We start from the raw sequence: 23,022 nt of genomic DNA, 5'->3' as shown, positions 1-23,022 counted from the left end.
TCAGGCGTCGAGGAGGGCGCGGGCGGCGGGGACGACCTCCTGCGCCCAGCGGCGGAGCTGCGTCGCGTCGGCGGTCTCCGGCCAGTAGACGAACGTGTCGAAGCCGGTCTCGGTCGCGAGATCGGCCAGCACGCGAGCCCAGCCTGCGGCGTCCGTGCGGATGGGCTCCTCGCCCTCCAGCCGGACGGTGCCCTGCGCATCGGTGATGTGGCCGACGAGCTGCGCGATCCGGGTGATGGCGGACGGGTCGCGCCCGGCGTCCTCGGCGGCGCGGGTGATGATGTCCTGCGATGCGCGCCACGACTCGTACGGCAGGTAGTGCGGGATCGGCGCGGCCCACCCGTCGCCGACGCGGCCCGTGAGCGCGAGCGCCTTCGGCCCCACGCTGCCGAGCCAGATGCCGACCGGATGCGCGGGGGCCGGTCCCGCGTGGATGCCCTTCACCGTGTAGTGCGTCCCGCTGACCTTGACCGCCTCGCCCGGACGCCACATTGCCCGGATGATCTCGATGGCCTCCTCCAGCGCCCTGAGCGCCTCGCCGGGCGTGCGGTCCGGGCCGCCCATCGCGGAGATCGCGGGCCAGAACGCGCCCGCGCCGAGCGCGAGCTCGAACCGGCCGCCGCTGAGCAGGTCGAGGGTCGCGGCCTGCTTGGCCAGGACGGCCGGGCCCCGCAGCGGCAGGCTCGCCACGTCCGGGAACACCCGCAGCCGCTCGGTGCCGGCGAGCAGCGTCGCGATGAGCGCGAGCGTGTCGGCCTGGTCGGCCGCGTACGGGTGGTCCTGGACGCCGAGGAGGTCGAGCCCGTCACGGTCGGCCTGGCGGGCGAGGGCCTGGACCTCGCCCAGCCCGGCGGCGGACGGGGCGAGCTGGACGCCGAATCGGTAGATCATGGACTTGAAACTATAGAGCCCGAGCCCCGGGCCGAATCAGTAGGGCTACGGGCCCGTCCTACCGGATCAGCCGCTCATCGCGGCGGCGCTCAGCTCCGCGTGCCAGTCGACGAAGCGGCCCAGGCCGTCGAAGCGGGCGCGGGCCTTCCCGCCGCCGGGGAGCAGGGCCTCGGTCTGCAGGTCGGTCTGGCGGTAGGGGACGCGGTGCCGGGACAGGAAACCGGCCAGCGTCAGTCGGGGCTCGTGCGGGAACAGGCTCGTCGCGCTCGCCAGGATGCGGGGGAGGGGGATCGGGTCCCACCGGGCGGGCGGTGCCTGCGGGTCGTCGACGTGCAGGTAGGCGGAGCCGCCGTCGTAGCCCGCGCCGATGTAGCCGGCGCCGCCGAGGACGCCGCCCGCGGCCATCGCCATCAGCTCCCCGCCGTGCCCGGCCGGGCCCTCGTACCAGGACAGGTCGACCTCGGGGGTGGTGAACTCGGTGATGCCGAGCCGCTCGCCGACCGTCCGGATGACGAGGGTGGGGGTGACGGCGGGATGCGCGTCGCCGAACTGCGGGTTGGCCCACCCCCACAGCCAGGTGCGCTCCCGCGCGGCGTAGCTGCCGAGCAGCGACACCCGGACGGTGACACCGCCGCTGGAGTAGGTCCGTGCGGTCAGGTCGGCGCTCCAGTCCTCGCGCGGCAGGAACTCCGCGAGCGTCTCCTGCTGCTGCAGGACGACGGCCGCCAGGGCGGCGCCGAGGCGTTCGAACGCGGGACTGAATCCGGACATGTCGGGCACATTATCCCAGTGGTCGGGCCGATCGCGGGCCGTATCGGACAGGCTAGGCTTTTCGCTGTCAGAGGACTCTTCAATGAGGAGCGTACGAGGTGCGGGGACCCACCGGGCGGCTCTCGGCGATGAGGTTCTTGGTGACCTGGGCGGTGACCGCCGCCATCGTGACGCTGCCGGGCCCGCTCGTGGGGGTGCTGTGGGCCAAGACCATCCCCGAGGTGACATACGTAATAGTCCAGGGTGAGCCGTTGCTGGCCGAACCGGAAGGCCAGGGTCCGATCGGCATCGATGCCCGGTTCGCTCTGATCGCTCTCGTCGCGGGCCTGCTGTGCGGTATCGCCGCGTATGTGGCGGGCAGGCGCGGCGACGACATCGCGCTGCTGCTCGGGCTGGCCGTCGGCGGGGGAGCGGCGGCCTTCCTCGCCTGGAAGACCGGCCACCTGATCGGGCTCGGCGGCTTCCGGGACGCGGTCCGCAGCGCGCGCGACGGCACCACCGTGACCGGTGTCGCCGACCTGCGCGCCAAGGGCGTCCTGGTGTTCTGGGCGCTGCCCGCCGTCGCCACCTACGGGGTGCTGGAGCTGGTCCTGCGGCGGCTACCCGCGGGCGATGACGGCGACGCGGGCGCCGGTGAGGCGGACGAGATCGGCGGGGAGGAGCTCGATCTGCAGTCCGCGCCGGCCGGCCGAGACGTAGACGGTGGCGAGCGCTGACACCGACGCGTCGATCACGGTCGGCAGCCGCCTGCGCTGCCCCAGCGGGCTGATCCCGCCGACGACGTAGCCGGTGGCGCGCTCGGCGTCGCGCGGCTCCGCCATCCGGGCCTTCTTGCCGCCGGCCGCCGCCGCGAGCGCCTTCAGGTCGAGGCTGGCCGACACCGGGACGACGCCGACGGTGAGCCGCCCGTCGACGTCGGCGAGCAGCGTCTTGAAGATCTGCGAATGCGGGATGCCGAGGGCGTCGGCCGCCGCCGCCCCGTACGACTCGGCGTTCGGGTCCGGCTCGTAGGTGTGCAGGGTGAACTCGATCTTCGCCTTGGTGGCGGCGACCGTCGCCGGGGTGCCCGTGCCGCCCTTGGTCTTGCCCATGGAGGGCAGTCTGCCGTGTGCGGTCAGTTCGCGTGGAACGACCCGTCCAGGAACTGGCCCGCGGGGATCATCGGCAGGACGTCCAGGATGCGGTTCTCCCTGACCAGCAGGTCGCGCTCGGCCTCCAGGCGCAGCGTCGCGTCGTCGCACTCCAGCAGCCGCTGCTTCTCGTGGCCGTCCAGGATCAGCGACGCGGCGATCACATACGACAGGGCGACGGGGTCGTCGGGCGGCTCGCCCGGCTCGAACGAGCCGGCGCCCGCCGCGGTCAGCCGGTGCCGGTACAGCCGGAACAGCCGCCGGACGCGCAGCCCGACCGGCCCGGGGTCGGCTCCCGGCTCCTCGGGCAGGAACTCCACCTCACCCTGCAGATAGGGCCGCGAGCGGTCCAGCTCCTTGAGCCGGAAGCGGCGGGCGCCGACCGTCACGATGTCGTACCGGCCGTCCGGGTGCGGGCGGGCGTCGCGCAGTTCGGCGACGCAGCCGATCTCCGCGAGCCGGTGCGCGGAGCCCTCGCCGACCTCGTGCCCGAGCTCGATGCCGACGACGCCGAAGCCGCGCGGCTCGGGCCGTTCCAGGAGGTCGCCGATCAGGCTGAGGTAGCGGTCCTCGAACAGGTGGAGGGGGAGAACGAGGCCGGGGAACAGCACGGTGCCCAGGGGGAACAGGGCGAGCCGCTCGGTCACTGTCGCTCCACGGTCCTGGGCGCCGCCGGGAAAGCGCCTTCCGCGCCAGCCTACGTCCTGGTCGATGATCTTGGTAAGGGGTGATTTTTCATAGTGTGAAGCGGATGTCATCGCCGGTCGCGGCACGGGGCATCTCGGCACGTGAGACGGTGCGCGAGGGGCGGGAGGCACTCCGTAGACTGGACGGGTGATTTCCCGTATCGACCTGCGCGGTTCGCTTCCCGGCGAGCTGCGCTCCGTGCTGCCCCGCGCCGAGCTCGACGTCGAGGCCGCCCTTGCCAAGGTGCGGCCCATCTGCGACGGCGTGCGCCATCGCGGCTCGGCAGCGGTACGGGAGTACACGAAGGCGTTCGACGGCGTCGAGCTGGAGAGCACCCGCGTGCCGGTGGACGTCGTCCACCGGGCGCTCGCGGAGCTCGATCCGGCCGTCCGCGACGCGCTGGAGGAGAGCATCCGGCGGGCGCGCATCGTCCACCGCGATCAGCGGCGCACCGACGTGACCACGCAGGTCGTGCCCGGCGGGACCGTCACCGAGCGGTGGATCCCGGTCGGGCGCGTCGGGCTGTACGTGCCTGGTGGGCGCGCCGTGTACCCGTCGAGCGTGGTCATGAACGTCGTGCCCGCGCAGGAGGCGGGCGTCGGGTCCCTCGCCGTGACCTCGCCGCCGCAGCGCGAGTTCGGCGGCCTCCCGCACCCGACGATTCTCGCGGCGTGCGCGCTGCTCGGCGTGGACGAGGTGCACGCGGCGGGCGGCGCGCAGGCGATCGCGATGTTCGCCTACGGCACTGGCGAGTGCCCGCGCGCCGATCTGGTCACCGGGCCCGGCAACGTCTATGTCGCCGCCGCGAAGCGGCTGCTCAAGGGCGTGATCGGCATCGACGCCGAGGCCGGGCCGACCGAGATCGCGATCCTCGCCGACGCGACCGCGAGCCCGGTGGACGTCGCCGCCGACCTGATCAGCCAGGCCGAGCACGACACGCTCGCCGCGGCCGTCCTGGTCACCGACTCGGTGCGGCTCGCCGACGAGGTCGAGACCGAGCTGAAGGCCCAGGTCGCCCGCACCCGGCACAGCGAGCGGATCACCGCGGCGCTCGCCGGGCGCCAGTCCGGGATCGTGCTGGTCGACGGCGTCGAGGACGGCCTCAAGGTCGTGGACGCCTACGCCGCCGAGCACCTGGAGATCCACACCGCCGACGCGGCCGCCGTCGCCGCCCGCGTCCGCAACGCCGGAGCGATCTTCGTCGGGCGGTACGCGCCGGTGTCGCTCGGCGACTACCTGGCCGGGTCGAACCACGTCCTGCCCACGGGCGGGTGTGCTTGCCACTCGTCCGGGCTGTCGGTCCAGTCGTTCCTGCGGGGCGTCCACGTCGTCGAGTACGACCGGGACGCGCTCGCCGAGGCCACCGGCCGCGTGGTCGCGCTCGCCGAGGCGGAAGACCTGCCCGCCCACGGCGCCGCGCTGAAGGCCCGTTTTGGCGGAGCCGAACCAGACAAGCACAGCGACTGGGAGGTCCCGTCGTGACCTCGCTCGGCGACCTGCCGCTCCGCGACGACCTGCGCGGCCGCGAACCCTACGGCGCGCCGCAGCTGGACGTCCCGTACGCGCTGAACACCAACGAGAACCCGTACCCGCCGTCCGAGCGCCTGGTGAAGGCCCTCGGGGACGCGGTCATGGACGTCGCCGGCACCCTGAACCGCTACCCCGACCGCGACGCCGTCGCCCTCCGCGAAGACCTCGCCGCGTTCCTGAACACCGACACCCCGGGCGCCGGCCTCACCACGGGCCACGTCTGGGCGGCGAACGGCTCCAACGAGATCATCCAGCAGATCCTCCAGGCGTTCGGCGGGGCGGGCCGCACCGCGCTCGGCTTCGAGCCGTCCTACTCGATGCACCCGATCATCACCGGGGTGTCCGGGACGCGCTGGGTGAACGCCTTCCGCGACGACGACTTCGGCATCGAACCCGCCCGCGCGGTCGCCGCCGTCGAGGAGCACCGCCCCGACATCGTGTTCCTGACCTCGCCGAACAACCCGACCGGCACCGCGCTGCCGCTGGCGGCGATCGAGGCGGTGCTGGACGTCGCGCCCGGCATGGTCGTCGTGGACGAGGCGTACGCGGAGTTCCGCCGCAAGGAGACGCCGTCCGCGCTGACGCTCCTGGACGGCCACCCCCGCCTGATCGTCACCCGGACGATGTCCAAGGCGTTCGCCATGGCCGGGACACGGCTCGGCTACCTCGCCGCCGACCCCGCCGTGGTCGAGGCGCTGCTGCTCGTCCGGCTGCCGTACCACCTGTCGGCCGTCACCCAGGCCGTCGCGCGCACCGCCCTCGCGCACGGCGACGAACTGCTCGGCGGCGTCGAGGCGTTGCGCCGCGACCGCGACGATCTCGTAGCCTGGCTGCGCGGCGAGGGGCTCCGGGTGGCCGACTCCGACGCCAACTTCGTCCTGTTCGGGACGTTCCCCGACCGCCGCACGGTCTGGGAGGCCCTGCTGGAGCGCGGCGTGCTGATCCGGGAGGTGGGACCGCCCGAGTGGCTGCGGGTCAGCGTCGGCACCCCCGAGGAGATGGCCGCCTTCCGCACCGCACTGAGCGAAACACTGAAGGAGAGTCTGTGACGCGCAAGGGACGAGTCGAACGCGGGACCGGGGAGACGCAGGTCCTCGTCGAGATCGACCTGGACGGCACCGGGCAGGTCGACGTGGCGACCGGCGTGGGGTTCTTCGACCACATGCTGGCCCAGCTCGGCAAGCACGGGTCGTTCGACCTGACCGTCAAGACCACCGGCGACCTGCACATCGACAGCCACCACACCATCGAGGACACCGCGATCGCGCTCGGCCAGGCGTTCCGGGAGGCGCTCGGCGACAAGGCCGGCATCCACCGGTTCGCGGACGCGTCCATCCCGCTGGACGAGGCCCTCGCGCAGGTCACCGTCGACGTCTCCGGCCGCCCCTACCTCGTCCACGTCGAGCCCGACGGCATGGCCCCGATGATCGGCCCCGAGTACGACACCACCATGACCCGGCACATCTTCGAGTCGTTCGTGTCGAACGCCCGGATCGCGCTGCACGTCCACGTCCCCTACGGCCGGAACGCGCACCACATCGTCGAGGCGCAGTTCAAGGCACTCGCCCGCGCGCTGCGCGACGCCGTGGCGCTCGACCCGAAGGTGCACGGCATCCCGTCCACGAAGGGGGCGCTGTAACCGTGGAGATCGGCGACCTGCACTTCACCTACGGCAACGTCGCGGTCTTCGCGGTGGCGGCGTTCCTGCTGGCGGGCGTGTACAGCTTCGTCAAGCAGGGCCTGAAGATCGCCGCGCTGATCGTGCTCGTCCTCGCCGCGATCGCCTTCACCGGTGGCGTGATGTGGCTGTGAGCGTGATGTTGCCATGAGCAAGATCGTCATCCTCGACTACGGCTCGGGGAACCTGCGCTCGGCCGAACGCGCCGTCGCCCGCGCGGGCGCGGAGGTGACCGTCACCGCCGACTGGGACGCCGCGCTCGCCGCCGACGGCCTCGTCGTCCCCGGCGTCGGCGCGTTCGCGGCGTGCATGGCGGGCCTGCGCTCGGTGCGCGGCGAACAGATCATCGGGCGGCGGCTCGCCGGCGGGCGGCCCGTCCTCGGCATCTGCGTCGGCATGCAGATCCTGTTCACCAAGGGCATCGAGCACGGCGTCACCACCGAGGGCTGCGACGAGTGGCCCGGCACGGTCGACCGGCTCGACGCGCCGGTCGTCCCGCACATGGGCTGGAACACCGTCGACGTCCCCGAAGGCTCGGTCCTGTTCAAGGGCCTGGAGGACGCGCGGTTCTACTTCGTCCACTCCTACGCTGCCCGGAGCTGGGACCTGGAGCCCGACCCGACCGGCGTCATCGCGCCGCCGCTGGTCACCTGGGCCGAGCACGGCGACCGGTTCGTCGCCGCCGTGGAGAACGGCCCGCTGTGCGCCGCCCAGTTCCATCCGGAGAAGTCCGGCGACGCCGGCGCCGAACTCCTCCGCAACTGGCTGGGCACCCTCGCCTGATCTTCCCGTCCCATCTGCCTCGAAAGGGTTTCCGCATGTCCTTGACGCTCCTTCCCGCCGTCGACGTCGCAGGCGGCCAGGCCGTCCGCCTGGTCCAGGGCGAGGCGGGCACCGAGACCTCCTACGGATCGCCGCTGGAGGCGGCCCTGGCCTGGCAGCGCGCGGGCGCGGAGTGGATCCATCTGGTCGACCTGGACGCCGCGTTCGGGCGCGGCTCCAACCGGGAGCTGCTCGCCGAGGTCACCGGGCGGCTGGAGGTGAAGGTGGAGCTGTCCGGCGGCATCCGCGACGACGCCTCCCTGGACGCCGCGCTCGGCACCGGCTGCGAGCGCGTCAACATCGGCACCGCCGCGCTGGAAGACCCCGCCTGGTGCCGGAAGATCATCGCCTCGCACGGCGACCGGATCGCGGTCGGCCTCGACGTGCGCGGCACCACGCTCGCAGCCCGCGGCTGGACGCGCGAGGGCGGCGACCTGTGGGAGGTCCTCGCCCGGCTGGAGGACGACGGCTGCCCCCGCTACGTCGTCACCGACGTCACCAAGGACGGCACGCTCCGCGGCCCCAACACCGAGCTGCTCCGCGAGGTCTGCTCCCGGACGGGCAAGCCGGTGATCGCGTCCGGCGGCGTCTCGTCCCTGGACGACCTGCGCGAGCTGGCCGGGCTCGTCGAAGCCGGCGTGGAGGGCGCGATCGTCGGCAAGGCCCTCTACGCGCAGGCGTTCACGCTCGAAGAAGCCCTGGAGGCCGTGAAGTGACGGTCGCCGTGCGGGTGATCCCGTGCCTGGACGTCGACGCCGGGCGCGTGGTCAAGGGCGTCAACTTCCAGAACCTGCGCGACGCGGGCGACCCCGTCGAGCTGGCCGCCCGCTACGACGCCGAGGGCGCCGACGAGCTGACGTTCCTGGACATCACCGCCTCCAGCGCCGACCGCTCCACGACCTACGACGTCGTCCGCCGCACCGCCGAGCAGGTGTTCATCCCGCTCACGGTCGGCGGCGGCGTCCGCACCGTCGACGACATCGACCGGCTGCTGCGCGCGGGCGCCGACAAGGTCTCGGTCAACACCGCCGCGATCGCGCGCCCCGAGTTCCTGCGGGAGGCCGCGCACCGGTTCGGGTCGCAGTGCGTCGTCCTGTCGGTCGACGCCCGCCGCGCCGCGCCCTCCGGCCAGCACGGGACCGCGTCGGGGTTCGAGGTCACCACGCACGGCGGCCGCAAGGGCACCGGCATCGACGCGGTCGAGTGGGCCCGGCGCGGCCAGGAGCTGGGCGTCGGCGAGATCCTGCTGAACTCCATGGACGCCGACGGCACCAAGGAGGGCTTCGACCTGGAGATGCTGCGCCGCGTCCGGGCGGCCGTGACCGTGCCGGTGATCGCCAGCGGCGGCGCCGGGGCCGTCGAGCACTTCGCGCCCGCCGTGGCCGCGGGCGCGGACGCCGTCCTCGCCGCCAGCGTCTTCCACTTCGGCGAACTGAAGATCTCCGAGGTCAAGGCCGCCCTGCGGGACGCGGGCACCCCCGTCCGCTGACCGGATCAGGCCTCCTCCTCGCCCGGGGCGTGCACGGCCGCCTCGGCGGAACGTTCCACGATCGGGAGGATGATCGCCGACGGCCGGTCCGGGTCGTGGAAGACCTCCTGGTGCGCCGTGACCATCCTCGTCGCGGTGGCGAGCGGCTCGCCGGTGCCGGGGTTCGCGGCGACCTTCGGGTGGGCGCCGCTGGTGACGTGGACGCGGACCCGGTGCCCGCGCGCGAACCGGTGCCCGGTCGGCCACAGGTCGACGCCGATGCGGCGGACGCCGCCCGTCCCCACGGGCTTCTCCGCGGCGGCGGGCAGCCGCAGGCCGCCCTCGCAGACGCTGCGGGACGTCCCGTCCGGCGCGACATCGCACAGCCGGACGACGAAGTCGGTGTGCTCCCGGTCGGACCGGACGAACAGATCCGCGCCGACCGGACCGATCACGTCCAGGTCGGCGTCGAGGGCCGGAGAGGTGAAGACGAGCACGTCGTCGCGGCGCTCCAGCGGCCGGTTGTCGACCGGGCGGGAGCTGCCGAGCACGGTCGGCCCGCCGAGCGCGGGCGTCGGTCGGGCCGGGTCGAAGCGGTAGGTGCTCGCGGGGGCGTCCTGCGGGCCGTCCTCGCCGAGGCCGCCGCCCGCGTGCAGGTGCCATGGCACCTGGCGCGTCCCGGGCGGCGGCCAGTCGCGGTAGTGCCGCCATTCGCGGGCGCCGGTGACGTAGACGCGGACGGGATCGCGCCGCAGCCCGGACGGGTCGCCGAGCAGATGGGCGCGGAACCAGGCGAGCGACTCGCGGACCGTGACGAGCCCGTGCCGGGCGTCGGTGTGCCACCAGGGGCCGATGGTCAGGTACGGGGTGTGCCCGGCGGCGCGGAGCGCGAGGTAGTCCCTGACCTGCCAGGGCAGGAACACGTCGTACCAGCCGCCGAGGAGGGTGACGGGCGCGGTGACGTCGCCGACGGTGCCGCTGAAGTCGCGGTCGTCCCAATAGCCGTTCTCGCCGGTGTGGCCGGCGAGAAGGTCCTGGTAGAAGCGCATCGACCGGCCGCCTGCCAGCACGTCCAGCTCGGAGAGGGGACGGCCGGACCGCGCGGCGCGGACGGCGCGGCGCCGGGACGTCAGCGGCGCGGTGAGCATCCCGAGCGGCCGCCGCTGCCGGTAGGTCAGGTCCGTCCAGGTGAGCGCGGACTCCAGCGCGAACGACCCGCCCACGTAGGCGGCGTCCCGGAACGACGACGCGGTGATCTGCAGTGACATCGCCTTCAGCTCGGGACCGGCGCCCGCCGCGATCGCCCACGCCGTGTAGCCGAGGTAGCTGGGGCCGAACGCGGCGAACGTGCCGTGGAACCAGGGCTGCCGCTTCAGCCACGCGACGGTCGCCAGCCCGTCCTCGCCCTCCCGGCCGAGCGGGTCGAACTCGCCGCCGGACCCGGCCGTCCCGCGCACGCTCTGCACCACCAGCTGGAAACCGAACGGGACGAACGGCAGCCCGTTGGCCAGCGCCGCCGGTCCGCGCCGCCCGTAGGGGGTCCGGACCAGGATCGTGGGCGGGCGCTCGACCCCGGACGGCGTGTACCGGTCGGTGAGCAGCGTCACGCCGTCCGGCATCGTCACCGGCAGGTCGCGCTGGACGGTGTACGGTGCCAGCCCGCCGGGGAGCCCGCGGGGGAGGGGGAACCTGATCGGCGGCGCGGGCAGCCGGTCCCAGGGAGCGGGCAGCCGATCCCAGGGAGCCATGACGCCTCCGTCTCCGCCGTTCTTGCTACTCCCTAGTAAGGTAACCGCTCCGGCGGCCCCGCAATCGCCCGGGGCACCTGACCGGCTTCGCTGGCGAGTTGCGGGGATTGTCTGGAATTGTTGCGTTCTGCATAGCCGGATCCGCTGGAAGGACGACACATGTGGCCCGGGTCGAACCCGCCGATGGGCCCGCCGCCCATGGGGCCCGGCGGGCCGGGACCCTCCTGGGGTCATGTGCGGCCGCCGATCAGGCCGTCCGCCGGCTGGTACGCCCTGCCGGTCATCCTGGCCCTGGTCGCCGCCATCGGGTTCATCACCACGCTCGCGTTCCTCCTGGACGACTCGAACGCCGCGGACGGGCCGTCCGCGTCGGGCGACCCCGTGGCCGGGGTGAGGATCGAGCTGTCGCAGGGGTACGGCTACTTCCTCTACGTCCGCAGCGGCGGCGGGTCGCCGTTCGCGTGCTCGGTGCAGGTGGGCGAGCGGTCCGGGCCGATCCGGCTGACGCGGAAGAACTCCTGGAGCGCGGCCGAGCACCCGTCGTACCGCTACACGGCCTCGTTCGAGGCGCCCGTCTCCGGGGCGGCCAAGCTCACCTGCCGCGGCACCGACGGCCCCATCCTGGTGACGCCGGACGACACCGCCGACGCCTACCTCGGCTTCGCCTTCCTGGCCGGGCTGGGCCTCGGGCTGATCGCGGTGATCGCGTTCACGGTCACCGCCGTCCGCCGCGGCGGCGCCAGACGCCGCGCGGCCGCTCTCGACGTCCGCCCCCCGTACGGCTACTGACCGGCCACGCCGTCAGGACGTGAGCTCGCGTTCCAGCGGGGTGCGGAAGCGGGGCGTCGCGCGGACGTCGCCGTACCAGGCGGCTATGCGCGCGGCCTCCCGCTCGATCGCGGCCGCGGCGTCGGCGCCCACGTCCTCCAGGACGCGGACCGCGATCTCGCCGTCCTTGCGCTGTGCCCAGCCGCCGACGATGCGGCCGTCCCACCAGATGGACGGGCCGATGTTGCCGTTCCGGTCGAACAGCAGCGGACCGTGGTCGCCGAGGAACCAGCCGCGCTCCTGCCAGCCCATCGGCGTGGGGTCGAGGGCGGGCAGCAGCGCCGCCCACGGCTCGGCGGGCGCGGGCTCCGGCTCCAGGTCGTCGGACAGCACGAGCCCGGTGGCGCCGCCGAGATCGACCTCGGTGACGTCGAGGAGCGCGAGGGCCTTCTTGACGTCACCGGCCGTCCAGCCCGTCCACCACTTCAGGTCGGAGACCGGGGCGGGGCCGAACGTGCGCAGCCAGCGGCGGACGAGCTCGGCGCGGGCCGTGTCGGCCGGGATCTCCTCGATGCCGCCGGGCAGCCACGACTCGACGGGCGACCACCGGTACTGGCTGCTGGTCCACGACCCGTTCGGGCGGCCCCGGACGACCAGGCCCTCGCAGCCGAGCGTGACCAGGATCCACGTGGTGACGCCCGTGGGCCTGGAGTACGGCTTGCCGGGCGCGGGGTCGACCTGCGTCCGCAGCCGGGGCTCGTCGGCGCTGAGCTGCGCGCCCGTCGCCTCCCCGCGCGCCAGCAGCGCCTCGTGCGTGGCCTTCTCGACCTCCGCGAACCAGGCGGGCACGTCGCGGATGTCGCTGCCGCGCTCGATGATGCGGGTGTAGGTGGCGCGCTGCTTGGCGGCCAGCGCGTTCGCCGTGGACGCCTGCAGCACCGGGACGAGCTCGACGGGCGCGACGAACATCGTCCGCCGCATCGCGAGCATCCGCAGCAGCGTGCGGTCGTCGTACAGGGCCCGCTCCAGCGCCGCCGGGACGGCGTCGACGCTGCGGGCCGCGACCGACAGGAACACGGTCGCCGGGTCGGTGGCGTGCAGCACCACCATGGACCGCGCGACGTCGAGGACGTCGTCGGTCCTGGCGCCGGGGGCGAGCCGGTGGCGGACGCCGAGCCGGGCGCGGCGCTCCGCCGGGGTCATCGAACGCATGAGCGAAGCCTAGCGTGTCCGGCCGGGTCAGCCGCCCCCGCCGCCGGAGATCTTGACGACGACGTTCTCCTTGGTGACGGACTGGACCGACACGTTGAACCCTTCGGCCTGCTCGCCCTCGCCGGCGGGCACCGTGATCGTCTGCCCCGCGATCTTGAGCGTGACCAGCTGGCCCTCCACCTTCACCAGCTCGGCCTTGATGCCGAGGATGGAGGCGCTCGCGTCGACGCCGCGGTCGAACGTCACCGTGCAGGCGTTCACGCCGCAGTCGGTGGTGGCGTTGGTGCCCTCGCCGCCGCACGCGGCCACGGCGCCGAGGGGGAGGAGGGCGAACGATAGGACGGCCAGCTTCCGCCGAACGGGAAAGGAGGTCATGCCGGGGAGTCTAGGGGCACGCTCCCATCGCCGGCGCCCTCCGCGAGGCGGATCCGCGGGCACCGGATGTAGTCCCGCGCGGTGACGGAACTGGATCTTCCGCCGCCGCCGTGTTTCGCTGGACCGGTGACGTGTGACGAATCCGGGGACTCGCGGCCGATGGTGGGGCCGGTGGTGTGCGCGGCGCTGCGCCTGGAGGCGCGGGCGGTCCGGCGCGGGCTCGTCCGCACGCCCGTCGTGGTCGTCGGCTACCGCGCCCGCCGCGCCGGCCGGGTGCCGGACGCCTGCGCCGCGTTCGTCATCGTCGGCTTCTGCGGCGCGCTCGACGAACGGCTGCGCCCTGGGGACGTCCTGGTCGCGGACGAGATCCGCGGCTCAGGGCCGGGAGCGGAGCCGGTGCCGTGCGCCTCGTCGCGCCTCCTGGCCGAAGAGCTGATCAAGGACGGCCTGAGCGTGCAGGTCGGGCCGCTGGTGACCACCGACCACGTCGTCCGCGGCAAGGAACGGGCGATCTGGGCGGCGCAGGGCGCGCGGGCGGCGGACATGGAGTCCGCGGTGGTCGCGGCGCGGGCCGGGAACCGTCCGGTCGCGGCCGTCCGGGTCGTCGTCGACGGGCCCGGTCATCCGCTGCTGCACCCGGGCACGCTCGGCCGCGGGCTGGCCGCGCGCCGGATCCTGGCGCGCACCGGCCCCGCGCTCGAACGCTGGGGCGTCCTGCTGGTGCGCGGCCAGGACGAGCACGAGACCGAGGCCCGGACGCCCTGAGCTCCGGCCCCGGGTCAGCCGCCGTGGCCCGTCCCGTGGCTAGCCCCGCCGCCGCCGTGGTTGTCACCGTGGACGATCTTGCCGCCCAGGTCCTTGCGGAGCGTCTGCAGGGTGTGCTCCTGGCTCACCACCACCCAGCGCGCCCCCACCAGGTACACCCCGCCCCACGGCTTGGCCTCGTGCAGCCACGTGTTCATGCCCTGGTCGGTGGTGAAGCTGAGCAGGACGTAGCGGCCCTGGGCGGTCTTGCAGTTGCCCTGCTCCAGGTCCTTCACCTTCCGCTGGCCGGTCACGGAGCAGCTGGTCTGCTGGGCGAGCTGCGCCAGGCTGGCCGGCTTGGCGACCTTGCCCTCGTCCTCGCCGCCGGACGTCGCGTCCGAGATCGCCGAGCAGCCGGCCGCCGAGGCGAGCGCCATGCTCACGGACAGGGCGGCGGCGCACAGCAAAGCGGGTTTCGTCAAGCGCACATGGTGTCGGGAACCCATCGCTCTTCCTCCGGGGTGTGATGCGCGATTCGGGTGGTGAATACGCATCCCGCCCCGGCGGGGTTCATCCGGGCCGCAAGGTCTCAGGTCACCGAACGGGCGGCGGCGGCAGCGCGGACGTCGGGCTCCTCGGACGGGTCGTGATGCAGCCGTTGCAGGCGGATCTCCGTCTCGCGGGTCAGCGGCGCGAACCGCGCCGCCTCCAGGCGGACGCTCTCCTCGCAGTCCCACAGCCCCTCGACGGTGTAGGACTCGGCGGTATGCGGGGCCGTTCTCGTCAGCGCGGTCAGGATTCTGGGTCTCAGGTAGGCGTACGTTGATTCGGTCCAAGCGGATTTCAGCAGGGGGACGGCCTCGCCGGCGCGGAGCCGTCCGAGCCCCTCGATCGGGCTGGCGGCGCTGCTCCACTCGCGCCGGTCCAGGGCCACGCGTAGCTCGTCCATCAGCAGCGGGACGTCCTGGCGGGTGCCGTAGCGGGCGAGGATGCTCAACCCCATGTCCTCACAACCGCCGCGCTGCGTCGCCCACGCCCGCGCCCGCGGCAGCGTCTCGGGCCCGTACTCCCGCAGCGCCCGGCACACCGCCCCGCCGTACCTGCTCGGCCGCTGCGGCAGCAGCTCCTCCGCCAGGTCGAGCAGCGCGAGCGTCCGGCGGCGGGCCAGCTCGAAGATCGCCCCGATGGCGCCCTCGCCCCGGCGCCGCGCCAGGTCCAGCAGCTCCGCCTCGCTCTGCGCGTCCCGTCCGGGCGCGGCGACCATCGCCCGGCGTGCCGCCCGTCCCGCCTCCCGCTGCCGCGCCAGGGCCTCGGCTATCCGCGGCTGCCGCGCCGCCCACGACTCGATCACCGGGTTGTGGTGCGCCGGGATCAGCAGCGCCAGCTCCGACTCGTCGCAGCGGGTGGCGATCAGCTCGTCCAATCCAACCGTCAGTGCCGGGTCCTCAAGATCGATCAATTCCTCGACGGCGTCGAACCACTGCGCGCCCTCCTCGGCGTACCGCCGCAGCGGCGAGGCGGCCTCCCGCCGGCTCAGCCGCACCAGATCGGCGAGGACGCCCAGCGCCAGGTCCACCCGCCACTCGTCGGCGTCGGCCTGGTCGGCCGGGTCGAACAGATGGGCCGCGACCGGCCCCACGGACATCTCGAGATCGACCATCAACCGGGCGTAGTACAGCTTCCGTGACTCGCACTGGCGGTCCCACCGTGGATCACGCCGGATGCAGTCGTAGACGTACTCGCCCGCGCCCGGCCTGTCCGCCGCGCGCCGCGCGGCCCTCCCGAGCCCCCGCTGCAGCTGACCGTGCAGCGTGCCCGCCGATTCCAACACGACCTCGTTATTCACACCGCCAGAATGCGCACGAGACCAGATAACGGGCAAGTGCTTTAGCCGGAGTCTTCGCAGCGGAACGGGTGCTTTCCGCGTCGCGGGCCCCTTGGGTCACAGGGTTCTTTGGGTGATCCAGGACGTGTGGAGGTCGGCGTAGACGCCTTCCTCGGCGACCAGCTCGCGGTGCGGGCCGCGTTGGACGATGCGGCCCGCGTCGAAGACGATCACCTCGTCGGCGGCCTCGGCGGTGGACAGGCGGTGCGCGATGGAGATCGCGGTGCGGCCGCGGGTGACGCCGTCCAGGGCCCGCTGGATGCGGACCTCGGTCGCCGGGTCGACGGCGGACGTGGCCTCGTCCAGGACGAGGAGGTCCGGGTCGGCGATGTAGGCGCGGGCCAGGGCGACGAGCTGCCGCTCGCCCGCCGACAGGGACTCGCCGCGCTGCCCGACCGGCGTGTCCAGACCGTCTGGGAGCCCGTCGAGCCAGTCCGCGAGGCCCAGCTCGGTCAGCGCGAGGACGAGGTCGGCGTCGGACGCGTCCAGGCGGCCGTAGCGGATGTTGTCGGCCAGGGACGCGTCGAAGAGGAACCCGTCCTGCGGCACCATGACGATCCGCTCGCGGAGCGAGGAGAACCGGACGCGGTCCAGCGGCACCCCGTCCACCAGGATCCGCCCGGACACCGGGTCCATGAGGCGGGTGAGGAGCTTGGCGAAGGTCGTCTTGCCCGAGCCGGTCTCGCCGACGACCGCGACGCGGCTGCGCGGCGCGATGTCGACGGTCACCTCGTGCAGGACGGGCGGCCCGTCCGGGTAGGCGAACCCGACCGACTCGAACCGCACCTCGATCGGCCCGCGCGGCAGCGTCTCGCCGCGCTCGCCGGGGTCGGCCACGTCCGGGACGGTGTCCAGCACGCCGAGCACCCGCCGCCACCCGGCGATCGCGTTCTGCGCCTGGTTGAACACCTCGGTGGCGGTCTGCATCGGGCTGACGAACAGCGTGACCAGGAACAGGAACGCGATCAGCTCGCCCGCCGACAGGTGCCCGCCGATGCCGAGCAGCGTCCCGGCGATGATCACGGCGGCGGTCGCGACGGCGGCGACCAGCTCGCTGACGGGGAAGGTCAGCGCCACCATGGCCTGCGCCCGGGTCTGCGCGTCGCGGTGGGAGTCGACGGACTCGTCCACGCGGCGGCCGGTCCGCTCCTCGGACGCGTACGCGCGGATCACCGGGGCGCCGACGACCGATTCGCTGACCGCGCCCAGCAGGTCGCCCATCTTCTCCCGCACCCCCATGTAGGCGGTGGACAGGATCCGCTGGAAGCGCCGCAGCGCCCACGCCAGCGGCAGGAACGCCAGCCACACCAGCAGGGCCAGCTGCCACGAGTAGACGACCATGAGCAGGCTCGCGACGACCAGCTGCCCGATCGACACGAGGAACATCAGCCCGCCCGACTGCATGAACTGGCTGATCTGGTCGACGTCGCCGGTCACCCGCGACACCAGCGCGCCGCGCTTCTCGCCGCTCTGGGTGAGCATCGACAGGTCGTGCACGTGCCGGAACGCCTTGATCCGCAGCCCCGCGAGGCCGCCCTCGGACGTCTTGTACAGCCGGACGTTCATCAGGTACGAGCACACCGCCGTCACCAGGACGGCCACCGCGCACAGCGCGACCGCCGACCGGATGAACCCGATGTCGGGGCCGCCGGAGCCGGAGAGGCCCTTGTCGATCGTCTGCTGGACGGCGATGGGCACCACCACGCGTCCGGCCGTTGACAGCAGCGCGAGCAGCAACGTCCCGGCCAGCCCGGCGCTGAACTCCGGGCTCAGCAGGATGCCGCGCTTGAGCGTGCTCAGGGCTCCCTCGGAGGAGGTATCGCTGATCCCCGTTTTCGTGGCGACCGTCATGCCAGGGCCTCCTCGCCGCCCTCGACCGCAGCCTCTTCGGCCTCGGCCAGCTCCGCTTCCGCCCGTTCGGCGTCGGCCCGTTCGTAGGCGGTGACCAGGTTGCGGTAGCCCTCGGAGCGCTCCAGCAGCTCCGCGTGCGTGCCGCGCGCGGTGACCCGGCCGTGCTCCAGGTAGACGACCTCGTCGGCCAGCGCGATCGTCGCCTTCCGGTAGGCGACGACCACGACGGTCGCGCCGCCCGTCTCCGCGGACTGCGCGTCCCGGAGGCTCTGCAGGATGCGCGCCTCAACCTGCGGGTCGACGCTGGACGTCGCGTCGTCCAGGACGAGCAGCCGGGGCCGCCGCACCAGGGCCCTTGCCAGCGCGAGCCGCTGCCGCTGCCCGCCCGACAGCGTCGCCCCGCGCTCCCCGACCATCGCGTCGAGCCCGCCGGGCAGCGCCGCGACGAACCCCTCGGCCTGCGCGAGGCGGAGCGCCTCCCAGACCCGCTCGTCGGGGACGTCCAGGCCGAGCGTCACGTTCCCGCGGACGGTGTCGTCGAACAGGAACGTCTGCTGCGGGACGAGCGCGGCCGTCTCGGCGACGCCGCCGCGCTCGACGTCGCGCAGGTCGACGCCGTCCAGCAGCACCGTCCCGTCCGCCGGGTCGACGAGCCGGACGAGCAGCGAGGTGAGCGTCGACTTGCCGGAGCCCGTCGGGCCGACGATCGCGACCGTCCGGCCGGGGGAGGCGGCGAACGACACGTCGTGCAGGACGTACCGTCCCGCCGCGTCGGAGTCGCCGGACTCGTAGGCGAACCGCACGTCCCGGACCTCCAGCGACGTCGCCTTCCCGCCCCCGTCCAGGGAGCCGTCTCCGAAGGGGAGGGAGCCGCGCGCGTCCAGGACGCTCCGGACCCGCTCCCAGCCGACGACGCTGCGCGGCACCTCGCCCAGCACCCAGCCCAGCGCCCTGATCGGCCAGGACAGCAGCGTGAACAGGTACGCGACGTTCACCAGGTCGCCCGGCGACATCGCCCCCGACTCCAGCCGCAGCGACCCGATCAGCAGGACGGCGAGCACGCCGAGGTTCGGCAGCGCCTCCAGTACCGGGTCGAACAGGCCGCGGATCCGCCCGACCGCGACGTTCGCGTCCCGCAGCGCCTCCGTCCGCCCGGCGAACCGCTCCGTCTCGGACTCCTCGCGCCCGAGGGTCTTGACGACCAGGCCGCCCTCGAAGCTCTCGTGCGCGACCTCGCTGACCTCCGCGCGCAGCTGCTGCGCGCGGGTCGCCACCGGCGAGAGCCGCCGCTGGTACAGGACGTTGATCAGCGCGACGGCGGGGAAGACCAGGAACCCGACCCCGGCCACCACCAGGTCGGTCACCATGATCGACACGGCGGCGATGAACAGCATGAACACCACGCCGACCGCCATCGGCAGCGGCGCGATCGGCGCCCACACCGCCTCCACGTCCGCGTTGGCGTTCGACAGCAGCTGCCCGGTCGGGTGCCGGTGGTGCCACGCCAGCGGCAGCCGCAGGTACTGCCGGGTGACCGCGCGCCGGTACTCCGCCTGGAGGCGGTACTGCATGAGGCCCGCGTAGAACCGGCGCCCGGCCACGCCGACCGCCTTCAGCAGCGCCACCCCGACGATCAGCACGCTGGCCCCGGCCAGCGACCCGGCGGTCGTGTCGCCCGACTCGAACGCGGGCAGCACGACCTCCTCGGTCGCCCAGCCGAGCACCGTCGCGGTCGCCACGGTCATCGCCGCGTACAGCGCGCTGGCGAGGACCGACAGGGTGAACACGCGGGGTTCGGCCTTCACCGCGACCCACAGCACGCCCATCCCCTCCCGGAGGACATGCGGGCTGACGCGTCTGGACGCAGGTGGCACGGCGACTCCTCGATCACGGCTGGCGCCCGGGAAATGTCCCCCTGCGACCGGGTTGTGGGGGGTTGGGGCCTGGATATGCCTACCATCCGGCCGGCGCGCTTATTCCCGACCCGCCCGCCCCGGCCTACGATCAGGCGATGAGCACCCCGGACGACGGCCCGACGAGCGGCGCCGAGGGCGGGCCCGTCCGGAGCGAGCGGCTGGCGCTGGCCGCCGCCCTCGCCGAGGCGGGGCCCGACGCGCCCACCGGATGCGCCGGCTGGGACGCCCGCGACCTCGCCGCGCATCTGGTCGTCCGCGAGCGGCGTCCCGACGCCGCCCCGGGAATACTGCTGCGGCCGCTGGCCTTCTACTCCGAGCGCGTGCGGCGCCGTACGGCACAGACCGTTCCGTTCGACCGTCTGGTAGAACGGATTCGGCTCGGACCGCCGAAGTTCTCGCCGTACGCGCTTCCGCGCGTGGACAAAATCGCCAACGCGGTTGAGTTCTTTGTTCACCTTGAGGACATCCGCCGCGCGCGTCCCGACTGGGAGCCTCGGGAGATCTCCCCGGAACTCGAGGAACTGCTCTGGCGACGGATAAGAATTGCCCGCTTTGTCCTAAGAAAAGTTCATGTTCGGGTAACGCTGGTCCAACCCGACGGGCGGAGCGTCCGCGTGTCGGGACGGGGTCGCGGAGCCGTCCGCGTCCACGGCCCGGTCGGCGAACTCGTCCTGTGGGCACTGGGCCGCAGGGACGTCGCGAAGGTCCGTCTCACCGGGGCGACGGACGCTGTCAAGACCCTGACCGAGACCGGTTGGAGTCTTTAACGGCCAGGTAACGGCATGGTTCGCGGAGAGGAGAATCGCAAGCCTTGCGGCTCCTCCGCTTTACGCGGAACCGGTGATACGGTGGTGCGGTCGGTTGCAGTCGTGGTTCTCGATCGTTCAGACGCCCGCGGACTGATGGCAGCGGGCGTTTTGGCTTTTCCGGGACCGTACCGGGGGCGAGAGCGTTCCGCAGCGACCGCACGGGCCCGCGAGGTGTGGGCCCAGGTTTTGCCGCAAGGAGAAAGACATGCCCCAGCAGGGCACCGTGAAGTGGTTCAACGCCGAGAAGGGCTTCGGTTTCATCGCCGTGGACGGCGGCGGGCCGGACGTCTTCGTGCACTACTCGGCTATCCAGACCTCCGGGTACCGCACGCTGGACGAGAACCAGCGCGTCCAGTTCGAGGTGACGCAGGGTAACCGGGGTCCGCAGGCCGACCAGGTCGTCCCCCTGTAAAGCCCGTAGTCGTACGTCAGGGCCCGTCATCTCTTCTCCAGGGGAAGGCGGGTCCTTTCGCATGGGCGGGTGCTGCGCGGGGCTCATGCGCGGGGCGTTGCGGGCGATCGCGCGTCCCTGCCATAAACTCTGCGCATGCCTGCCCGACCGTCCAACTTGGACCCCAAGATCGCTGACCGGCTCAAGCGCGACCCCAATGGGCTCGTGCCGGCCATCGCCCAGCAGTACGACACCGGCGAGGTGCTCATGCTCGGCTGGATGGACGACGAGGCGCTGCATCGCACCCTCACCACCGGGCGCTGCACCTACTGGTCCCGCAGCCGCCAGGAGTACTGGGTGAAGGGCGAGAGCTCCGGCCACCAGCAGTGGGTCAAGTCGGTCGCGCTCGACTGCGACGCCGACGCGATCCTGGTGAAGGTCGACCAGGTCGGCGCGGCCTGCCACACCGGCGACCGCACCTGCTGGGACGCCGACGTCCTGGACGCCGTCGTCGGCGAACGCCCCGCGTCGTGAGGGGGCCGGGCCGATGACCCCGGGGCGCGAGCGCGGCATGACGGCGCTGCTGTGCGCCGCCGGGGCCGGCCTCGCCCTGCTCGCCGCCGGCCGCACCTGGGCCACCGTGACGGCCGAGGACGCCATCACCCCGTTCAGCCAGAGCCTGACCGGCGGCGACCTCGGCGGCGCGCCGGGCGCGCTCGGCTGGGCCGCCCTCGCGGGGCTCGCCGCCCTGTTCGCCACCCGCGGCCGTGTGCGCGCGGGCGTCGGCGTCCTCATCGCGCTGTTCGGCGTCGGCATCGCCTACGCCTCGACGGTCGCCGTCCAGCGCTCCAGCGTGCTGTCCGCCGCCGAGGAGAAGAGCGCCCTGATCAAGCTCGGCGCCGACCCCGCCCTGCAGGTGAACCTGTGGTGGGTCCTCTCCCTCGCCGGTGGTGTGCTCCTCGTCGCCGCCGGGCTCGTCACGGCGGTGCGCGGGGCGCGCTGGCCGGGCATGTCCGCCCGCTACGAACGCGCCGCCCCGCGGACGCCCGACCCCGCCGCCGGCGACGACCCGTCCGCCATGTGGAAGTCCCTCGACCGCGGCGAGGACCCCACCGCCCAGAAGAACGGGCGTCCGTGAACACCGACGGCGGCGGGCTCGTCCTCGTCGTCGAGCACGACCCGGCCGTCGCCGAACTGCAGCGCCGCTACCTCGCCCGGGAGGGCTTCGACGTCGAGATCGAGGCCGATCCCGCCCGGGCCCCCGCCGCCGCCGAGCGCGGGCGGCCCGACGTCGTCGTCCTCGACCTGTCCGTCGCCGCGCTGCCCGCCGACCTCTACCGGCGCGTCGCCGAGGCCGCCCGGCCGGCGCCCGTCATCGCCGTGACCGGCCCGCTGGACCCCGCCCTCGCCCGCGCCGTCGGCGAGCACCACGTCGACCGGCCCTTCAGCCCCCGCGTGCTGGTCGGCGCGGTCGCCGACGCGCTGCGCGGCGCCGTCCCCGCCGAGCCGCCGGGTCCGCTGCGCGCGGGCGCCATCGCCCTCGACCCCGAAGGCCGCGCCGCCGTCGTCGGCGACCGCCGCGTCGGCCTCACCGTCACCGAGTTCGACCTCCTCGAGTTCCTCATGGCCAATCCCGGCCGTGTGTTCACCCGCGAGCAGCTCCTCGACGCGGCCTGGGGCCCGGGCGCCGGTGCGGGAAGCCGCACGGTCGACGTCCACGTCGCCCAGCTCCGCGCCAAACTCGGAGAGGGAAACCCGATCAGGACCGTCCGGGGCGTCGGCTACGTCCTGGACAGGTGAGAGGTCCCGTGGAGGCTCCTAGGGTGGACGACGTGACTCGCGTGGGTTCGGGCTCGGTCCGGCGGACGTTGCTGCCGCAGGGGCTCGTGCTGGGCGGGGTCGTCGCGGGGGCGCTGCTGGTGGCCTTCCGGGATCCGAACGAGGCGGGGCACTATCCGACCTGCCCGTTCCTGGCCATGACCGGGTTCTACTGCCCGGGCTGCGGGTTGATGCGGCTCGTCCACGCGCTCACCCACGGGGACGTGGCGACGGCGTTCGGCTTCAACCCGCTGGCCTTCGTCCTGCTGCCGGTGTTCGGGTACGTGTTCGTCCGGTGGACGGTGCTGGGCGCGCGGGGGATGCCGATGCGGTCCGCACTGTTCAAGCCGGTCGTGGGGTACTCGTTCGTCGGCGTTCTCGCCGTGTACTGGGTCGTCCGCAACCTGCCGTTCGCGGCGGCGCTGGCGCCCTGACCGACGACGCCCGCCGGAGGGGTCCCCGGATGCCGAGAGCGTTCCAGGGGGCGGCTACGATCGGTGCACGGAACGACCTGAAATAGGGGGCCTG

The 23,022-nt window shown here is 73.4% G+C and carries 27 protein-coding genes; 16 read left to right on the top strand and 11 right to left on the bottom strand.

Annotation, left to right across the window (positions count from 1 at the left end; all coding sequences use genetic code 11):
• Positions 1 to 891, bottom strand: coding sequence for an LLM class flavin-dependent oxidoreductase (locus tag ACH34S_RS13990; protein WP_395952995.1), 891 nt, complete (start codon positions 889 to 891; stop codon positions 1 to 3).
• 66 nt (positions 892 to 957) lie between these two features.
• Positions 958 to 1,662: a DUF6882 domain-containing protein gene (locus ACH34S_RS13985; RefSeq protein WP_395952994.1), complete on the bottom strand. Its 705-nt coding sequence runs from the start codon at positions 1,660 to 1,662 to the stop codon at positions 958 to 960.
• Positions 1,663 to 1,760: 98 nt separating this feature from the next.
• Between ACH34S_RS13985 and ACH34S_RS13980 the strand changes: the two genes are divergently transcribed.
• Positions 1,761 to 2,378 (top strand): hypothetical protein, encoded by a 618-nt coding sequence (locus ACH34S_RS13980; protein WP_395952993.1) that lies wholly within the window; start codon positions 1,761 to 1,763, stop codon positions 2,376 to 2,378.
• Here ACH34S_RS13980 and ybaK read toward each other — a convergent pair.
• The gene (ybaK, locus tag ACH34S_RS13975; RefSeq protein WP_395952992.1) at positions 2,262 to 2,753 is read right to left on the bottom strand and encodes a Cys-tRNA(Pro) deacylase; all 492 of its coding nucleotides are present in this window, start codon (positions 2,751 to 2,753) and stop codon (positions 2,262 to 2,264) included. The two genes, ACH34S_RS13980 and ybaK, sit on opposite strands and share 117 nt — an antisense overlap.
• A 23-nt stretch (positions 2,754 to 2,776) precedes the next feature.
• Positions 2,777 to 3,439, bottom strand: coding sequence for an LON peptidase substrate-binding domain-containing protein (locus ACH34S_RS13970; RefSeq protein ID WP_395952991.1), 663 nt, complete (start codon positions 3,437 to 3,439; stop codon positions 2,777 to 2,779).
• 187 nt (positions 3,440 to 3,626) lie between these two features.
• Here ACH34S_RS13970 and hisD point away from each other — a divergent pair, with 187 nt between their 5' ends.
• From hisD to hisF, 7 genes are read left to right on the top strand one after another with little or no spacing between them, the layout of a single operon-like run.
• Positions 3,627 to 4,961, top strand: a complete 1,335-nt coding sequence (gene hisD / locus ACH34S_RS13965) for a histidinol dehydrogenase (RefSeq protein WP_395952990.1) — start codon at positions 3,627 to 3,629, stop codon at positions 4,959 to 4,961.
• Positions 4,958 to 6,058, top strand: a complete 1,101-nt coding sequence (locus ACH34S_RS13960) for a histidinol-phosphate transaminase (protein ID WP_395952989.1) — start codon at positions 4,958 to 4,960, stop codon at positions 6,056 to 6,058. The genes hisD and ACH34S_RS13960 overlap by 4 nt, the downstream gene beginning before the upstream one ends.
• Positions 6,055 to 6,648, top strand: coding sequence for an imidazoleglycerol-phosphate dehydratase HisB (gene hisB / locus ACH34S_RS13955; RefSeq protein WP_132177761.1), 594 nt, complete (start codon positions 6,055 to 6,057; stop codon positions 6,646 to 6,648). The genes ACH34S_RS13960 and hisB overlap by 4 nt, the downstream gene beginning before the upstream one ends.
• A 2-nt stretch (positions 6,649 to 6,650) precedes the next feature.
• Entirely contained in the window at positions 6,651 to 6,821 is a 171-nt protein-coding gene (locus tag ACH34S_RS13950) for a hypothetical protein (protein WP_395952988.1), read from the top strand.
• Between the two features lie 13 nt (positions 6,822 to 6,834).
• Entirely contained in the window at positions 6,835 to 7,470 is a 636-nt protein-coding gene (gene hisH, locus ACH34S_RS13945; protein WP_395952987.1) for an imidazole glycerol phosphate synthase subunit HisH, read from the top strand.
• 35 nt (positions 7,471 to 7,505) lie between these two features.
• On the top strand, positions 7,506 to 8,225 hold the full coding sequence (gene priA / locus ACH34S_RS13940; RefSeq protein WP_395952986.1) for a bifunctional 1-(5-phosphoribosyl)-5-((5-phosphoribosylamino)methylideneamino)imidazole-4-carboxamide isomerase/phosphoribosylanthranilate isomerase PriA: 720 nt from the start codon (positions 7,506 to 7,508) through the stop codon (positions 8,223 to 8,225).
• Positions 8,222 to 8,998 carry an imidazole glycerol phosphate synthase subunit HisF gene (hisF, locus tag ACH34S_RS13935; protein WP_395952985.1) on the top strand — a complete coding sequence of 259 codons (777 nt, stop codon included), beginning with the start codon at positions 8,222 to 8,224 and terminating at the stop codon, positions 8,996 to 8,998. The genes priA and hisF overlap by 4 nt, the downstream gene beginning before the upstream one ends.
• A gap of 5 nt (positions 8,999 to 9,003) precedes the next feature.
• Here hisF and ACH34S_RS13930 read toward each other — a convergent pair whose 3' ends face one another.
• Positions 9,004 to 10,725 carry a CocE/NonD family hydrolase gene (locus ACH34S_RS13930; protein WP_395952984.1) on the bottom strand — a complete coding sequence of 574 codons (1,722 nt, stop codon included), beginning with the start codon at positions 10,723 to 10,725 and terminating at the stop codon, positions 9,004 to 9,006.
• A gap of 159 nt (positions 10,726 to 10,884) precedes the next feature.
• Here ACH34S_RS13930 and ACH34S_RS13925 point away from each other — a divergent pair, with 159 nt between their 5' ends.
• On the top strand, positions 10,885 to 11,514 hold the full coding sequence (locus ACH34S_RS13925; protein WP_395952983.1) for a hypothetical protein: 630 nt from the start codon (positions 10,885 to 10,887) through the stop codon (positions 11,512 to 11,514).
• A 12-nt stretch (positions 11,515 to 11,526) separates the two neighbouring features.
• Here the strand turns inward: ACH34S_RS13925 and ACH34S_RS13920 are convergent, their stop codons facing one another.
• Both ACH34S_RS13920 and ACH34S_RS13915 read right to left on the bottom strand, forming a co-directional pair.
• A complete protein-coding gene (locus tag ACH34S_RS13920) occupies positions 11,527 to 12,705 on the bottom strand; it encodes a winged helix DNA-binding domain-containing protein (protein WP_395952982.1) in 1,179 nt (392 codons plus the stop codon).
• A gap of 27 nt (positions 12,706 to 12,732) precedes the next feature.
• Positions 12,733 to 13,080 (bottom strand): hypothetical protein, encoded by a 348-nt coding sequence (locus ACH34S_RS13915; RefSeq protein ID WP_395952981.1) that lies wholly within the window; start codon positions 13,078 to 13,080, stop codon positions 12,733 to 12,735.
• A gap of 126 nt (positions 13,081 to 13,206) precedes the next feature.
• Here ACH34S_RS13915 and ACH34S_RS13910 point away from each other — a divergent pair, with 126 nt between their 5' ends.
• A complete protein-coding gene (locus ACH34S_RS13910) occupies positions 13,207 to 13,845 on the top strand; it encodes a hypothetical protein (RefSeq protein WP_395952980.1) in 639 nt (212 codons plus the stop codon).
• Positions 13,846 to 13,859: 14 nt separating this feature from the next.
• Here the strand turns inward: ACH34S_RS13910 and ACH34S_RS13905 are convergent, their stop codons facing one another.
• The 4 genes from ACH34S_RS13905 to ACH34S_RS13890 form a co-directional block, all read right to left on the bottom strand.
• Positions 13,860 to 14,306, bottom strand: coding sequence for a hypothetical protein (locus ACH34S_RS13905; protein ID WP_395952979.1), 447 nt, complete (start codon positions 14,304 to 14,306; stop codon positions 13,860 to 13,862).
• Positions 14,307 to 14,413: 107 nt separating this feature from the next.
• Positions 14,414 to 15,670 (bottom strand): hypothetical protein, encoded by a 1,257-nt coding sequence (locus ACH34S_RS13900; RefSeq protein WP_395952978.1) that lies wholly within the window; start codon positions 15,668 to 15,670, stop codon positions 14,414 to 14,416.
• 96 nt (positions 15,671 to 15,766) lie between these two features.
• Positions 15,767 to 17,560: an ABC transporter ATP-binding protein gene (locus ACH34S_RS13895; RefSeq protein WP_395952977.1), complete on the bottom strand. Its 1,794-nt coding sequence runs from the start codon at positions 17,558 to 17,560 to the stop codon at positions 15,767 to 15,769.
• Positions 17,557 to 19,386 carry an ABC transporter ATP-binding protein gene (locus ACH34S_RS13890; RefSeq protein ID WP_395953331.1) on the bottom strand — a complete coding sequence of 610 codons (1,830 nt, stop codon included), beginning with the start codon at positions 19,384 to 19,386 and terminating at the stop codon, positions 17,557 to 17,559. The genes ACH34S_RS13895 and ACH34S_RS13890 overlap by 4 nt, the downstream gene beginning before the upstream one ends.
• A 185-nt stretch (positions 19,387 to 19,571) precedes the next feature.
• Here ACH34S_RS13890 and ACH34S_RS13885 point away from each other — a divergent pair, with 185 nt between their 5' ends.
• From ACH34S_RS13885 to ACH34S_RS13860, 6 genes are all read left to right on the top strand, one after another.
• Positions 19,572 to 20,243 (top strand): TIGR03085 family metal-binding protein, encoded by a 672-nt coding sequence (locus ACH34S_RS13885; RefSeq protein ID WP_395952976.1) that lies wholly within the window; start codon positions 19,572 to 19,574, stop codon positions 20,241 to 20,243.
• Positions 20,244 to 20,490: 247 nt separating this feature from the next.
• Positions 20,491 to 20,697 (top strand): cold-shock protein, encoded by a 207-nt coding sequence (locus tag ACH34S_RS13880; protein WP_026405868.1) that lies wholly within the window; start codon positions 20,491 to 20,493, stop codon positions 20,695 to 20,697.
• 135 nt (positions 20,698 to 20,832) lie between these two features.
• On the top strand, positions 20,833 to 21,210 hold the full coding sequence (hisI, locus tag ACH34S_RS13875; protein ID WP_395952975.1) for a phosphoribosyl-AMP cyclohydrolase: 378 nt from the start codon (positions 20,833 to 20,835) through the stop codon (positions 21,208 to 21,210).
• A gap of 13 nt (positions 21,211 to 21,223) precedes the next feature.
• A complete protein-coding gene (locus tag ACH34S_RS13870) occupies positions 21,224 to 21,814 on the top strand; it encodes a Trp biosynthesis-associated membrane protein (RefSeq protein ID WP_395952973.1) in 591 nt (196 codons plus the stop codon).
• The gene (locus ACH34S_RS13865) at positions 21,811 to 22,476 is read left to right on the top strand and encodes a response regulator transcription factor (RefSeq protein WP_395952972.1); all 666 of its coding nucleotides are present in this window, start codon (positions 21,811 to 21,813) and stop codon (positions 22,474 to 22,476) included. Before ACH34S_RS13870 ends, ACH34S_RS13865 begins: the two co-directional genes overlap by 4 nt.
• 32 nt (positions 22,477 to 22,508) lie before the next feature.
• Positions 22,509 to 22,928: a DUF2752 domain-containing protein gene (locus tag ACH34S_RS13860; protein ID WP_395952971.1), complete on the top strand. Its 420-nt coding sequence runs from the start codon at positions 22,509 to 22,511 to the stop codon at positions 22,926 to 22,928.
• Positions 22,929 to 23,022 lie beyond the last annotated feature (94 nt).

The sequence above is a fragment of the Actinomadura sp. 3N508 genome (assembly GCF_044326375.1).
In the GTDB taxonomy this organism is placed as follows: Bacteria; Actinomycetota; Actinomycetes; order Streptosporangiales; family Streptosporangiaceae; genus Spirillospora.
Note: the sequence above shows the minus strand (reverse complement) of the source record. Positions and strands in the feature narration are given on the sequence as shown.

What these genes read in the sequence shown, in the direction of transcription:
- ACH34S_RS13990 (WP_395952995.1), bottom strand. Translation starts at nt 891, where the DNA reads ATGATCTACCGATTCGGCGTCCAGCTCGCCCCGTCCGCCGCCGGGCTG.
- ACH34S_RS13985 (WP_395952994.1), bottom strand. Translation starts at nt 1,662, where the DNA reads ATGTCCGGATTCAGTCCCGCGTTCGAACGCCTCGGCGCCGCCCTGGCG.
- ybaK (WP_395952992.1), bottom strand. Translation starts at nt 2,753, where the DNA reads ATGGGCAAGACCAAGGGCGGCACGGGCACCCCGGCGACGGTCGCCGCC.
- hisH (WP_395952987.1), top strand. Translation starts at nt 6,835, where the DNA reads ATGAGCAAGATCGTCATCCTCGACTACGGCTCGGGGAACCTGCGCTCG.
- priA (WP_395952986.1), top strand. Translation starts at nt 7,506, where the DNA reads ATGTCCTTGACGCTCCTTCCCGCCGTCGACGTCGCAGGCGGCCAGGCC.
- ACH34S_RS13930 (WP_395952984.1), bottom strand. Translation starts at nt 10,725, where the DNA reads ATGGCTCCCTGGGATCGGCTGCCCGCTCCCTGGGACCGGCTGCCCGCG.
- ACH34S_RS13925 (WP_395952983.1), top strand. Translation starts at nt 10,885, where the DNA reads ATGTGGCCCGGGTCGAACCCGCCGATGGGCCCGCCGCCCATGGGGCCC.
- ACH34S_RS13920 (WP_395952982.1), bottom strand. Translation starts at nt 12,705, where the DNA reads ATGCGTTCGATGACCCCGGCGGAGCGCCGCGCCCGGCTCGGCGTCCGC.
- ACH34S_RS13915 (WP_395952981.1), bottom strand. Translation starts at nt 13,080, where the DNA reads ATGACCTCCTTTCCCGTTCGGCGGAAGCTGGCCGTCCTATCGTTCGCC.
- ACH34S_RS13895 (WP_395952977.1), bottom strand. Translation starts at nt 17,560, where the DNA reads ATGACGGTCGCCACGAAAACGGGGATCAGCGATACCTCCTCCGAGGGA.
- ACH34S_RS13890 (WP_395953331.1), bottom strand. Translation starts at nt 19,386, where the DNA reads ATGGGCGTGCTGTGGGTCGCGGTGAAGGCCGAACCCCGCGTGTTCACC.
- ACH34S_RS13885 (WP_395952976.1), top strand. Translation starts at nt 19,572, where the DNA reads ATGAGCACCCCGGACGACGGCCCGACGAGCGGCGCCGAGGGCGGGCCC.
- ACH34S_RS13880 (WP_026405868.1), top strand. Translation starts at nt 20,491, where the DNA reads ATGCCCCAGCAGGGCACCGTGAAGTGGTTCAACGCCGAGAAGGGCTTC.
- hisI (WP_395952975.1), top strand. Translation starts at nt 20,833, where the DNA reads ATGCCTGCCCGACCGTCCAACTTGGACCCCAAGATCGCTGACCGGCTC.
- ACH34S_RS13870 (WP_395952973.1), top strand. Translation starts at nt 21,224, where the DNA reads ATGACCCCGGGGCGCGAGCGCGGCATGACGGCGCTGCTGTGCGCCGCC.